The sequence below is a fragment of the Aquabacter albus genome, assembly GCF_040049275.1.
Lineage (GTDB): Bacteria > Pseudomonadota > Alphaproteobacteria > Rhizobiales > Xanthobacteraceae > Aquabacter.
In genome coordinates this window covers 324,587-337,702 of the sequence record NZ_JBDZDT010000001.1, presented here as the reverse complement: position 1 = coordinate 337,702, position 13,116 = coordinate 324,587, and the positions used below count along the sequence as shown (strand labels likewise).

The 13,116-nt window shown below is 67.2% G+C and carries 12 protein-coding genes; 8 read left to right on the top strand and 4 right to left on the bottom strand.

The genetic code is table 11. The features are described from left to right. Positions 1–2: 2 nt before the first annotated feature. Positions 3–1,187 carry an LLM class flavin-dependent oxidoreductase gene (locus tag ABLE91_RS01365; protein WP_348927719.1) on the top strand — a complete coding sequence of 395 codons (1,185 nt, stop codon included), beginning with the start codon at positions 3–5 and terminating at the stop codon, positions 1,185–1,187. Between the two features lie 30 nt (positions 1,188–1,217). On the opposite strand, the gene ABLE91_RS01360 is transcribed toward ABLE91_RS01365, so the two are convergent. Further along, on the bottom strand, positions 1,218–2,129 hold the full coding sequence (locus ABLE91_RS01360) for a LysR family transcriptional regulator (protein ID WP_348927718.1): 912 nt from the start codon (positions 2,127–2,129) through the stop codon (positions 1,218–1,220). A 236-nt stretch (positions 2,130–2,365) separates the two neighbouring features. Between ABLE91_RS01360 and ABLE91_RS01355 the strand changes: the two genes are divergently transcribed. The 7 genes from ABLE91_RS01355 (at position 2,366) to ABLE91_RS01325 (ending at position 10,754) form a co-directional block, all read left to right on the top strand. Further along, positions 2,366–3,241 (top strand): Bug family tripartite tricarboxylate transporter substrate binding protein, encoded by an 876-nt coding sequence (locus ABLE91_RS01355; protein ID WP_348927716.1) that lies wholly within the window; start codon positions 2,366–2,368, stop codon positions 3,239–3,241. A 14-nt stretch (positions 3,242–3,255) separates the two neighbouring features. Further along, positions 3,256–5,334: an acetate--CoA ligase family protein gene (locus ABLE91_RS01350; RefSeq protein ID WP_348927714.1), complete on the top strand. Its 2,079-nt coding sequence runs from the start codon at positions 3,256–3,258 to the stop codon at positions 5,332–5,334. Further along, positions 5,331–6,113, top strand: a complete 783-nt coding sequence (locus ABLE91_RS01345) for an enoyl-CoA hydratase/isomerase family protein (RefSeq protein ID WP_348927713.1) — start codon at positions 5,331–5,333, stop codon at positions 6,111–6,113. The genes ABLE91_RS01350 and ABLE91_RS01345 overlap by 4 nt, the downstream gene beginning before the upstream one ends. Further along, the gene (locus tag ABLE91_RS01340; protein ID WP_348927711.1) at positions 6,110–6,505 is read left to right on the top strand and encodes a thioesterase family protein; all 396 of its coding nucleotides are present in this window, start codon (positions 6,110–6,112) and stop codon (positions 6,503–6,505) included. The genes ABLE91_RS01345 and ABLE91_RS01340 overlap by 4 nt, the downstream gene beginning before the upstream one ends. Before the next feature lie 111 nt (positions 6,506–6,616). Further along, positions 6,617–7,810 carry a YyaL domain-containing protein gene (locus ABLE91_RS01335; protein ID WP_348927710.1) on the top strand — a complete coding sequence of 398 codons (1,194 nt, stop codon included), beginning with the start codon at positions 6,617–6,619 and terminating at the stop codon, positions 7,808–7,810. 5 nt (positions 7,811–7,815) lie between these two features. Further along, positions 7,816–9,015: a fumarylacetoacetate hydrolase family protein gene (locus ABLE91_RS01330; protein WP_348927708.1), complete on the top strand. Its 1,200-nt coding sequence runs from the start codon at positions 7,816–7,818 to the stop codon at positions 9,013–9,015. A 17-nt stretch (positions 9,016–9,032) separates the two neighbouring features. Beyond that, on the top strand, positions 9,033–10,754 hold the full coding sequence (locus tag ABLE91_RS01325) for an FAD-binding protein (protein ID WP_348927706.1): 1,722 nt from the start codon (positions 9,033–9,035) through the stop codon (positions 10,752–10,754). Positions 10,755–10,813: 59 nt separating this feature from the next. Here the strand turns inward: ABLE91_RS01325 and ABLE91_RS01320 are convergent, their stop codons facing one another. The 3 genes from ABLE91_RS01320 to ABLE91_RS01310 are packed head-to-tail and all read right to left on the bottom strand — an operon-like array spanning position 10,814 to position 13,116. Continuing rightward, a complete protein-coding gene (locus ABLE91_RS01320) occupies positions 10,814–11,290 on the bottom strand; it encodes a cupin domain-containing protein (RefSeq protein WP_348927704.1) in 477 nt (158 codons plus the stop codon). Between the two features lie 42 nt (positions 11,291–11,332). Then, positions 11,333–12,619: a TRAP transporter large permease gene (locus ABLE91_RS01315; protein ID WP_348927702.1), complete on the bottom strand. Its 1,287-nt coding sequence runs from the start codon at positions 12,617–12,619 to the stop codon at positions 11,333–11,335. Next, positions 12,616–13,116, bottom strand: coding sequence for a TRAP transporter small permease (locus ABLE91_RS01310; RefSeq protein ID WP_348927700.1), 501 nt, complete (start codon positions 13,114–13,116; stop codon positions 12,616–12,618). The genes ABLE91_RS01315 and ABLE91_RS01310 overlap by 4 nt, the downstream gene beginning before the upstream one ends.

The window sequence follows — 13,116 nt, the reverse complement described above, 5'->3', positions numbered from 1 at the left end:
TCATGTCCGCATCCCCCGCATCCCGGCGCGCGATCAGCCCCGAGGCCGGTGTCTCGCGCGTCTCCCAGCTGGATTTTCCCGACAGCCCCCTGTCCAAGGCGTTCCGGCAGCCGCTTCTGCTCGGCCTGTTCGTGCCGCTCCAGGCCGGCGGCTGGAGCGCATCGACGCTGGAGCGGGGCACAAGCTGGCACTTCGACTACAACAAGTGCGTCACGCTGGAGGCGGAGCGGCAGGGCTTCGACCTCGCCTTCGGCCTCGCCCAATGGCTGGGCAAGGGCGGCTATCACGGCCTCACCCAGCACCATGGCATCTCGCTGGATTCCTTCGTGGCCGGCAATGCGCTGGCGGCGGTGACCAGCCGCATCATCATCATCTCCTCGATCCATATCCTCTACGGGCCGTGGCACCCGCTGCACCTCGCCAAGTTCGGCTCCACCATCGACCACATCGCCGAAGGCCGCTGGGGCATAAATGTCGTCACCGGGCATCGGGAGCGCGAGCACCGCCGCTTCGGCAAGGCGCAGATCGAGCATGATCTGCGCTACGCCATGTCCGACGAGTTCGTCGAGATTCTCCAGCGGCTCTGGACGCAGGACGAGGAAATCACCCTGCAGGGCGGCCATTGGGAGCTGGAGGGCGCCTATGTGGGCGTGCGGCCGAAATACGGGCGGCCCATCGTCGTTAACGCCACCGGCTCGGCCGCAGGCATCGATTTCGCGGCGCGGCATTCGGACATCGTCTTCACCACCAGCCCGGGCGGCTACGAGATCGCCCGCGCGGTGGAAACCCTCCCCGCGCTGACCCGGCAGATCAAGGACCGGGCGCAGGATTATGGCCGCACCATCAAGACCCTGATCAACCCGACAATCATCTGCCGGGAGACCGAGGCCGAGGCCATCGCCTATCGCGACGCCATCGCCGACCACGCCGATGTGGAGGCGGTGGCGAATTTCGGCGCCGAGCCCAGCGACGCCCATGCCTGGCGCGGGCATCGGCGCACCGACCGGGCAGTGGGCGGCAATGTGCAGGTGGTGGGCTCGCCCGAGCAGGTGGTGGACCAGCTTCTCCAGCTGAAAGCAGCTGGCGTAGATGGCATCCAGATCTCGTTCTACGACTTCGAGCCGGAACTCGCCTTCTTCGGCGAGCGCGTCATTCCGCTTCTGAAGGAAGCGGGCCTGAGGGCCTGATGCCGGTGGCCACCCGGCGGCGGGAAACCGTTAAATCTCGTTCCAGGCGGGGTTTGCCGGGATGAGATCCTTGAGGACATCCAGGAAAAGCTGGACGCGCGGCGCTCTTTGGCGCCCGGGCAGGTAGACGACGAAGACCGGGGTGGCGGGCGCGATGAAGTCCCGGAGCACGATCTTCAGCGATCCCTCCCGCACGGCATCGCTCACCATGTAGCTGGCCAGCATGGCGATGCCGCTGCCGGCGATGGCGGCGTCCAGCATGGATTCCACATTGTTGATGTTCAGCCGGCCCGACAGATTGAGGGAAAAGGGAACGCCGTCGCGGGAAAATTTCCATTCCCGGTAATGGGCGCTCCAGCGCGTCGCATAGCCGATGCAGGAGTGCTGTTCCAGATCCTCCGGCCTTAGCGGCACGCCCCTGCGATCGAGATAGGAGGGCGCGGCGCAGGCGACGAAGTGGACGTTGCACAGGCGGCGCGCCAGAAGCCCGGAGGAGGGCTGCTCGCCGAAGCGGATGGCGGCGTCGAGCCCGTCTTCCGCAAGGTCCACGTTCCGCTCGCCCAGCTCCACGTCGATCAGCAGATCCGGATAGCGGTCGCCCAGCTTGGCCAAGGCCGGCAGGACCACCTTGCGGCCGAACCCCACGGGAATATGCACCCGCAGCCGCCCGCGCGGCTCCGCCACCGAGCGCTGGAGCTGGGTTTCCGCGGCCTCGATGTCGGCGAGGATCTGGACGCAGCGCTCGAAGAATTCGGCGCCGTCATTGGTCAATCCCACATGGCGCGTCGTGCGGTTGAGGAGGCGGGCGCCCATGGAGCTTTCCAGGCGCGAGACCGCCTTGCTCACGGCGGAGGCGGTCAGCCCCAGACGCCGGCCGGCCTCGGCGAAGTTCCGCGCTTCCGCCACCCGCACGAACACCCGCAACAGATTGAAGTCGTCCATCCACCCACCACCCGACGTCCATGAGGGGCATCAGTGAACCTAGTTCATGAGTGATGGTCCTTGCAGCCCCTTTTTCGCCAAGCGGGCGCTGCCTTAGTTTCAAAGAAAAATAGAGGGAGGAGCACATGAAACATATAACAAGGCGTGCTTTCGCAAGTGCAACTACAGCATTCGCACTTGCAATATTTCCGGCCACCGCGCTTCTCGCGCAGACTTACCCCACACGCTCCATCCGCATGATCGTTCCGTTTGTGGCCGGCGGGCCCACGGATGCTCTGGCGCGGGTAATCGGCGAGGCCATGTCCACCTCGCTGGGGCAGCCGGTGGTGATCGACAACCGGGGCGGGGCGGGCGGCCGCACGGCCATGGAAGTGACCGCCAATTCGGCGCCGGACGGCTACACGCTGTTCTTCGCCACCACCGGCACCATGTCCATCAATCCCTCGCTCTACAAGATGTCGGACCCGCTGAAGATGATGGAGCCCATCTGCACGGTGGCAAGCTCCTCCAACGTGCTGGTGGTGCAGCCGAGCTTCCCGGCCAACACCATCGGCGAATTGATCGCGCTGGCGAAGCAGAAGCCCGGCACGCTCACCTTCGGCTCCGCCGGCGTCGGCGCCACCACCCACCTGGCCGGCGAGCTGCTAAAGAGCGCCGCCGGAATCAACATCACCCACGTTCCCTACAAGGGAACGGCGGGGGCCATGACGGACCTGATGGGCGGCCAGATCTCCATGGCCTTCGACACCATCTCGGGCAGCGTCATCCAGTACATCAACTCCAAGCAGCTCAAGGCCATCGCCGTCACCGGCGAGACCCGCAACGACATGCTGCCCAACGTGCCCACCGTGGCGCAGTCCGGCCTGTCGGGCTTCGACGTCACCACCTGGTACGGCCTCGCCGCGCCCGCCGGCACCCCGGTCGCCATCGTCGACCGGCTCAACAAGGACATGAAGAAGATCCTCGCCACGCGCGAGGTGCAGGAGAAGCTCGCGTCGTTCGGCGTCACGCCGTTCCCGGGCGGCACGCCCCAGGAGTTCGCCGAACTCATCCGGGAGGACGCCGCCAAATGGAACAAGGTCATCACGACCGCGGGCATCACGGCCAACTGAGGACAGGCAGGAAGATGGACACCGTTACGATCAAATCGCTGAGCCCGGCATCGGTCGCCGTGATCGGCGCCTCGGAAAACCACAACAAGGTCGGCGGTCGCCCCATCCACTACATGAAGCGGTTCGGGTTTGCGGGGAAGATCTTCCCCGTGAACCCCAATTACCGGAACGTGCAGGGCCTGCCCTGCTTCCCCGGCATCGAGGAGGTGCCCGAGACGCCGGACGCGGCCATCATCGCCGTGGACAGCAGCAAGGCGGTGGAGGCGGTGGCGCAGTGCGCGCGCCGCGGCGTCTCCACGGCGGTGGTCATGACGGCGGGCTTCGCCGAGATGGGCGAGGAGGGCGCGCGCATCCAGCGCCGCATGGTGGAGGAGGCGAATGCGCTGGGCATGCGCCTCGTCGGCCCCAACGCCCAGGGGCTCGCCAATTTCTCCGACGGCGCGGTGCTGAACTTCAGCACCATGTTCATGGACATCCCGCCCCAGGACGGCGCCATCGCGCTGGTGAGCCAGAGCGGCGCGGCGAGCGTGATGCCCTATGCCAATCTGCGTCAGGCCGGGCTCGGCGTGCGCTATCTGATCGCCACCGGCAACGATGCCGACCTCGGCGTGTGCGAACTGACGCGCACGGTGGCGTTCGACCCCGACATCCGGCTGATCCTCGTCTACATGGAGGCCGTCAACAATCCCCAGATGCTGGCGGAAGCCGCCGAGATCGCGCACCGGCGCGATGCGAAGATCGTCCTTCTGAAGGGCGGCAGCACCAAGCGCGGCGCCGTCGCCTCGGCCTCCCATACGGGTGCGCTGATGGTGGATGACGGCGCCTTCGACGCCTTCCTGCGCCACCACGGCATCTGGCGGGCGCGCGACATCCACGAGATGATCAACGCCGCCCCGCTCTATGTGGCAGGCCACCAGCCTAGGGGTGGGCGCACCATCGTCATGAGCCATAGCGGCGCGGTGGGTGTCATGTGCGCGGATGCGGCCGAGCGTGCCGACCTTCCGCTGGCGGACCTGTCCCAGGGCACCCTCGACAAGCTCTCCAAGGTGCTGCCCAATTTCGGCACCGCCGGCAATCCGCTGGACCTCACCGCCGCCATGCTCGGCAAGAGCGACATGTTCCCCCGTGCCCTCGATGCGCTGGGCGAGGACGATGAGGGCGACATGTTCCTCATCAGCATCCCGGTGGCTGGGCCGGGCTATGACGTGCCCTCCTTCGTGGAGGCGACGGCCAACTTCGTCGAGACCCACAGGAAGCCGCTGGTGGTGAGCGCCCCACAGGATTCCGTGCGCAAGGCGTTCCAGGATGGCGGCCTGCCCATGTACCGGAACGAGATCGACGCCATCAACGCGCTGAAGCAGTATTCCGCGCACATGAACATGCGGGTCGGCGCGGGCCTGCCCAAGCCTCAGCCGAAGCCGGTGCACCTGTCCGGCGTGCTCGACGAGGCGGCGAGCCTCGACATGCTCGGGCGCAGCGGCCTGCCGGTGGTGATGCATCGCGTGTGTGCCGATGCGGACGAGGCGGTGAAGGCCTATGAGGCGTTCGGCGGGCGCGTCACCCTGAAGGGCTGTGCCGCCGAGGTGCCGCACAAGAGCGAGCACGGCTTGGTGCGCCTCAACCTCGCAAGCCCCGATGCGGTGCGCACGGCGGCGGAGAACTGCCTCGCCACGCTCGCTGCGCTGGGTGTCGCGGCGCCGAAGCTGCTGGTGGCGCCCATGGTGAAGGGGCTGCACGAATTCGTGCTCGGCGCCTTCGTGGATCCCGCCTTCGGGCCCGTCGTCCTGGTGGGCGACGGCGGGACGCTGGTGGAGGTGAGGAAGGACGTCGCCTCGCTCCTCGCCCCGTTCAAGGAGCAGGATGTGCTGGAGGCCCTCGGCCGCCTGCGCATCGCCCCTCTTTATTCCGGCTTCCGTGGCACGCCGCCCTTGGACCTTGCGGCCTTGGCCCGGGCGGCGGTGGCGCTCGGCGACTTCGCGCTGGCCCATGAGGGGACACTGCTCTCGGTCGACATCAACCCGGTGATGGCGCTGGAGGCGGGCAAGGGCGTGGTGGCGGTGGACGCCGTGGTCGAGTTCAGGAGCGCGCAATGAGCACCGCCCCGCTTCTCGTGAGCGTCGACGGTTCCGTGGCCGTCGTCACCCTCAACCGGCCGGAGCGCATGAACGCCTTCAATGAGGCCATGCGCGTCGCCTTCATCGCCGAGCTCGGCCGGCTGGATGCCGACGAGGCCATCCGCGCCATCGTCATCACCGGCGCCGGGCCTCGGGCCTTCTGCGCGGGGATGGATCTCGACGAGGCGCGCACGCTGGACTGGACGCAGATCGCCACCCGGCACCACGGCCACCAGGCGGTCTATCAGGCTGTGCGGGACGTGATGAAGCCCTGCATCGCCGCCCTGAACGGTGTCACGGCAGGGGCGGGCTTCCAGGTCTCCATGTGCGCGGACTGGCGCATTACGGCGCCCGAGATCCGGCTCGGCCAGCCGGAGGTGAAGGTGGGCATCGCCAGCATCGTCGGCTCGTATTTCATGACCCTGCACCTCAATGCCACGCACAATCTCCAGATGTCCCTTTCTGGCGAGCTGGTGAGCGGCCAGCGCGGCTATGAGATGGGCCTTGTGACGGAGCTGGCGCCGGACCCCGCCGGCGTGCTGCCCCTCGCGCTGGAGCGTGCGAAGCAGCTTGCGGCGCTGCCGCCCCACGCCATCCGCCTCACCAAGGAGCGCTTCCGCGCCTTGACCCAGCCGGGCTTCGAGGCCGCCTGCATCGCCGGCATCCGCGCCCAGCTCGAATGCTACGCCAAGGGCGAGCCGCAGGCCGCCATGCAGGCTTTCCTCGACAAGCGGACCAAGAGCGAGGAGCGGGCATGACCGACACGAGCGCCATTCCCATCGGCACCACCATCACCCATGACTGGGTGGTGACGCATGAGATGACGGTCGCGTCCCACGGCGTCGTGGACCTGCCGGTGCTGGCGACGCCGAACCTCGTCTTCATGCTGGAGGACACCTGCGTCTTCGCCGTCCAGCCCTATCTCGACGCGGGCGATCTCACGGTTGGCACCGAGGTGCAGGTGAAGCATCTCGCCGCCGCCAAGACCGGCGAGAGCGTGGTGACCCATGCGGAACTCGTCGCCGCCAAGGGGCGCCGGCTGAGCTTCCGCATCGAGGCGCGCTGCGGCGGCAGGACGGTGGCGGCCGGCACCCATGAGCGCGCGGTGGTGAATGCCGAGGAATTCAAGAAACGCCTCATGGGCAGTTGATCAAACCCGCCCGAAGCGGGGATGCTCCATGCCGTCCGCTCCGCCGGGTGGGAGCGCGTGCGGTGCGTCCTCGCCCGCGCGGAGACAAAGCAAGAAAGGAAGACGGGGAGCATGACTGCACTGACCGGTGTCCAGCAGCGCCTTTTTTCGGAAGCTCTGGATCTGCTCTGCGAAAAAACCCTTCAGGACGAGGAGCGGCTCGGCATCGCCTTTCCCTATGTGACCGCCCCGGACGGGAGCTGGGACACCATGCTCGCCTCGGAAGCGGCGGGCTATAAGGGCGAGGCCTGGAGCCACGGCAATTGGTTCTGCGGCTTCTGGGTCGGCCTGCTCTTGGCGGCGCATCTGCATGGCGGGGATGCGAGGCATCTGCGGCTGGCGCGCGAGCGCATGCGGCTGGTGGCGCAGCGGGCGGACGATCCCAACACCCACGATATCGGCTTCATCTTCAATGCGAGCGCCGTGCCCGCATTCTTCATCACGGGGGAAAAGGCGTTCGGCGATATCGGGGTGCAGGCCGCCGCGCGCCTGCGCAGCCGGCTGGTGCGCACCGATCGCGGCGCCTACCTCTCGTCCTGGGGGAGCCTTGAGGATTCCCGCGCGCGCTGCAGCTCGGCCATCGACACCATGGCCAATCTGGCGTTGCTCTATTGGGCGGCCGGCGTGACCGGGGATGCCAGCTATCTGGTCGCCGGCGAAGTCCATGCGAAGATGACGCAAGCCGCCTTCATCCGCCCGGACCTCTCCACCTATCATGCCGTGCAGTACGCTTTGCCTTCGGGAGAGCGGGCGCGGGGATACACGTTCCAGGGCTATGCGGACGAATCCTGCTGGTCGCGGGGGCAGGGGTGGGCGATCCTCGGCTTTGCCGATACCGCCCGCGCCACGGGTGAGCGCGCCTATCTGGAGCTTGCCCAGGAGCTTGCCGACTATTTCATGCGCCGCCTCGGCGATGATCCGGTGGCGTTCTGGGATTTCGACGATCCGGCGCTGCCCGATGCCCCGCGCGACACCGCCGCCTCCGCCATCGTCGCCAATGCCTTCCTGACCCTCGCGGAGATCGATCCCGATACGGAGCGTGCGCAGCGCAGGTGGGAACAGGCCGTGTGGCTCCTGGAAGGCCTGTGCGGCCCTTCGCTGGCGCGCGAGCCCGCCCATCGCGGACTGCTGAAGCACGGCTGCTACTCGAAGCCACACAATATCGGGCCCGACGCCGCCGTGCTGTTCGGAGACTTCTATTTCGTGGACGCGCTGTGCCGGATTACCATGCCCGGCCGCTTCCGGCCCGCTCTCCGAAGGCTCTGAGGATCATGACCAAACTGGATATCCGCGCCGCGCTGGCCGGCACCCTCCCGGCCGATGCCGACACTGCAACGCTGGTCGGCCGCGTCTGGCGGCCTGATGTGGCCGGTCCCTCGGTCGTTGCCGTGCGCCCCTCCGGCGTGTTCGACGTGACGGCGCGCTTTCCCACCGTTCGCGACCTCTGCGAGGAGGCCGATCCGGCCGCGGCCTTGCGCGCCGCGGAGGGGGAATTGCTCGGCCCCTTCGATGTTATCCTCGCCAACACCCCGCCCGACACGCGGGACCCCGGCCGCCCCTGGCTCCTCGCCCCCATCGACCTTCAGGCCATCAAGGCCACTGGCGTGACGTTCATCGCCTCGCTCCTCGAGCGGGTCATCGAGGAGCGGGCGCGGGGCAATCCGGCCTCTGCCGCGGCCATACGCGCGGAGTTGCAGAAAGCGGTGGGGGACGATCTCGCCGCGCTGAAGCCGGGCTCATCAGAGGCGGCGCGGGCGAAGGAGGTGCTGATCTCCCAGGGGGCGTGGAGCCAGTATCTCGAAGTCGGCATCGGGCCTGACGCCGAGCTGTTCACGAAGGCCCCGCCCATGGCGGCGGTGGGCACCGGCATGGATGCCGGCGTGCATCCCAAATCCACCTGGAACAATCCCGAGCCAGAGGTGGTGCTGGCGGTGGCCTCCACGGGCCGCATCGTCGGCGCGACGCTGGGCAATGACGTCAACCTGCGCGACGTGGAGGGCCGGTCCGCGCTGCTCCTCGGCCGGGCCAAGGACAACAACGCCTCATGCTCGCTCGGCCCGCTCCTGCGCCTGTTCGACGAAGGGTTCTCGCTCGACGACGTGCGCCGGGCGGACCTTGCGCTCACGGTGCAGGGGGAGGACGGCTTCGAGCTGGAGGATGCCTCCTCCATCGCGCTCATCAGCCGCGATCCCGCAGACATCGTTTCGCAGATGATCGGGCGGCATCACCAGTATCCCGACGGCGTCGTCCTCTTCCTCGGCACCATGTTCACGCCGGTGAAGGACCGGGACGCGCCCGAGCAGGGCTTCACGCACAAGGTGGGGGATCTGGTTGCGATCGCGAGCCCGCGCCTGGGGCGGCTGGTCAATCGCATCCGCGACACCGACGCCTGCGCGCCCTGGACCTTCGGCACGGGCGCGCTCATGCGCAACCTTGCGGCACGGGGCGTCCTTCCCACCAAGGCGAGATAGCGCGGGAGGGGGGCGCCATGTCGGAGCAGCATCGCGAGGTCTCAGCGGACGTGCTGATCGTCGGCAGCGGCGGCGCGGCCCTGCGGGCGGCGCTGTCCGCGGCGTCCGAAGGCGCCGACGTGCTCGTGGTCATCAAGGGGGAGTTCCGCCGCAGCGGCGCCACCTTCCACAGCGTCGCGGAAGTCGGCGCCTTCAACGTGCCCGACGATGCGGGCCGCACCGGCGACAGCTCCGAGGTTTTCCTGGATGACATCCTCGCCGCCGGCCAGGGCATGTCGGATCCCCGGCTCAGCCGGATCCTGGCCGAGGAAGCGGGCGACGCGCTCGGATATCTCGAGAGCTTCGGGGTGCATTTCGAGCGTGAAGACGAGCGCTATCTCGTCTTCCGCGCCTGCTTCTCCTCGCGGCCGCGCTCGCACGTCATCAAGGACCATTTCAAGCCCATCGTGAAGGCGCTCGGCGCGGAGGCGACGCGTCTCGGCGTGCGGGTGCTCGACCGCATGATGATCGTCAACCTCATCGTGCGCGACGGCGAATGCCTCGGGGCCTATGCGCTGGATGGGGACGGCCTCCCCGTGGTGATCCGCGCCAAGGCGGTGGTCCTCACCACGGGCGGCGCCAGCCAGCTCTTCGCCACCAACCTTTATCCCTCGGACATTACCGGCGATGGGTATGCCATGGCCCGAAGGTGCGGCGCGCAGCTCGTCAACATGGAGTTCATGCAGGCCGGCGTCAGCATCGTCTCGCCCTTCGTCAACCTGTTCGGCAATTATCTCTGGCACGCGCATCCAAGGCTGACCGACCGTGACGGCGTCCCGTTCCTCGCGGATTATCTGCCGCCGGGCCTGACGGTGGAGGCGGTGATCGACGAGAAGCAGCGCCATTTCCCGTTCAGCGCCAGCGACATATCCCGCTATGTGGAGATCGGCATCCAGACGGCCATCAATGATGGACGCGGCACGCCGGAAGGCGGGGTCTATCTCGATTTCATCGATTGCGACTTCGGCCGCATCCTCGCGGAAGCGGACAGCAGCATCGCCCGCATGTGGCCCCTGACCTACGATTGGTACAAGGCGCGCGGCACCGACCTCTACCGCGACAAGGTGCAGATCGCCTGCTCGGCGCATGCCATCAATGGCGGCCTGAGGATCGATGCCAATGCCGAGTCGAACATCAAGGGATTGTTCGCGGCGGGCGAGGTCGCGGCCGGTCCCCACGGCGCCGACCGCCTGGGCGGCAACATGTCCGTGACCTGCCAGGTGTTCGGCCGGCGCGCGGGCCGGGCGGCCGCGGAACGGGCGCGGTCCCGTGGCCACAGCGCGGTCGCCGGTCTCTTCGGCGAACATTCAGAATTCCTCGCGCAGTTTCCGGCCGACGGGACCGAGCCGCTCGCCGTCTTGCGGCGGGAGCTGCAATTGGCGGCCAATCGCCACCTGCTGATCCTTCGCGATGCGGACGGGCTTCAGGACCTGCGCCGCCGCGCGAACGAAATCCGCGCGATCCTCCTGTCGCGCGGGCAGATCACGACGCCGCAGGATCAGGTGAACGCCATCGAGCTGCTCAATATGTGCGAGGTGGCGGACATGATGGCCATGGCGGCGCTGGAGCGGGCCGAAAGCCGCGGCAGCCACTACCGGCAGGATCGCCCCGCGTCCGATGGCGCGCAGGAGACCAATATCCTCGTCGATTCCCGCGCGCCGGACGGTTTCTTCCGCGCCCGCCTCGGCGAACTCAACTAACGGGCTGGTGTGTGGCGCCGCCTGGGATGGGCGGCACCACATACCGGCTTGAGCGCTTCCTAGATGGTGATGCCGTGCTTCGCCAGCACCCGGCGCTCGACCGCGCTCACGTCCGCATCGACGGATTCCGAGGGCGGCGACTTGCGCACGTTGGGCGTCTCGCCCTCGTCGAACAGCCCGAATGTGCCGACGCGCGATTCCGGCGCGAGGACCGGCGCATGCACCTGCACCATGGTGCAAGGGCCGGAGCCCCGGTTCCAGGCCCAGTGCAAAAGGTTGCCGGGGATGCGCAGGAAATCGTTCTTCTTCACGAGGTAGCCTTCCTCCTCGATGAAGATCCAGAGCTCCCCTTCCACCACATAATTGAGCTGTTCCGGCACATGGCGGTGGGGCTTTGAGTGGTAGCCCGCATAGCGCGTCGCCACCATCATGTTGGCTTCGTTGCCATAGACGAACAGGGTCTTCATGTTGCCTGAATGCAGCTCCACCGCCGCGCTGCCGGGGATGAGGTCCTTCTCGGACACGAACAGAGGCATTGTCTTTTCTCCTGAGGATGATGAATGGGGTTGCCGCGCCGCTTAAGGCGCGGCGAAGAGGCTCGGCACCCAGAGCGACACCGCCGGCACATAGGTGATGATGAGCAGCGCGATCACGCCGAGGCCCACGAAGGGCAGCAGCGCGCGCACCTGTTTCTCGAACGAGATGCCGGCGATGCGGGAGGTGATGAACGCCGCCGATGCCACGGGCGGCGTCAGCACCCCCAGCTGCAGGTTGACGATCATGATGATCCCGAAATGCACGAGGTCGATGCCCAGGCTCTTGACCAGCGGCAGGAACAAAGCCGAGGCCAATAGAAGGGCAGGGGCAGGCTCCAGGAAGGTGCCGAAGATCAGCAGCACGATATTGATGAGCAGCAGCGTCACCATGGGCGAATAGCCGCTCAGCACCGAGAGGATCGCCTCGGGCATCTCGCTGCGGGTGAGCACCCAGGAGAGGAAGTCCGAGGCGCCCACCAGGATCATCACCACGCCGGTGTCGATGCCCGCCCGGAAGAAGGCCCGCCCGATGCCGCGCCAGTCGACACCGCCCTGCAAGGCGCCCCGGAAGAGGGCGTAGAGGAGGGCGTAGAGCGCGGCCGCGCCGGCGGATTCCGTCAGCGTGAACACGCCGCCGGTGACGCCGAAAACGATCAGCACCGGAATGACGAGGGCAGGGGTCGCCCGCACGGTGGCAACCGCCACAGCCTTGAGGCTGAAGCGGTGGCCCATGGAGCCGTAGCCCTTCTTGCTCGACACCCAGAAGGCATAGAGCCCGAAGATGAGCGACAGGAGCAGGCCGGGAAGGATGCCCGCCAGGAACAGCTCGGCGATGGATTGCTCCGCCGCGAAGCCATAGAGGATCATGAGGATGGAGGGCGGGATGATGGGCCCGACGATGTTCGCCGCCGCCGTCACCGCCCCGGCGAAGGCGGGCGGATAGCCTTCCCGCACCATGGCCGGGATCAGCATGGAGCCCACCGCCGTAGTGTCCGCCATGCACGAGCCGGAAATGCCCGAAAACAAAGTGGAGGCGGTCACGTTGCCGATGGCAAGCGAGCCGCGCACATGGCCGATGAGGGATGTTGCAAAGCGCACCAGGCTGTCGGTGACGCCGCCCACTTCCATCAGGTTCGCCATCAGCAGGAACAGGGGGATGGCGACCAGCGGGAAAGATTTCAGCCCCTCGAAAATCTGCATCGCCATGATGATGAGATTGCCGTCGAGGAGGAACAGCCCGATCACCGAGGCGAGGGCCATGCCGAAGGCGAGGGGCAGGCCGATGACGAGAAAGAAGATGAGGGCGACGAGGATGAGCGCGCCGATCATGGTTCACCCTCCCTCGAGGGGCCCGCCGAAGGCTCCGCCCAGGTGTTCCAGATGCGCTCGAACGAGAACAGCGCGATGGCCGCCGCGCTGATGACCGAGACGGAATAGATGTCCGCCCAGCTCACATGGAACATCATGCCTTCCACCACCGTGTTGCTGGTGATGGACATGAGCTCCGTGCCCGAGAGCGCGAGCAGCACGGAGAAGGCGAGCACCAGCAGGTCGCAGAAGGTCATCATCATCTTGCGGCCGGTGGGGGTCAGGATGTCCCACAGGCCGCGCACGGCAAGGTTCTCGTCCCGCCGCACCGCGGCGCTGGCCGCGAAGAAGGTGAGCCAGGCGAGGGAGGATGCGGCCACCGTGTCGGACCACGTGGTCGCATTGTTGAAGACGTAGCGCATGACCACCTGGCAGGTGATGGCCGCGAGGCTCACGAACACCAGCACCGCGGCGCCGATGTCCAGCGTTCGCTCAAGGAGGAAGAAGACGCGTCTCAT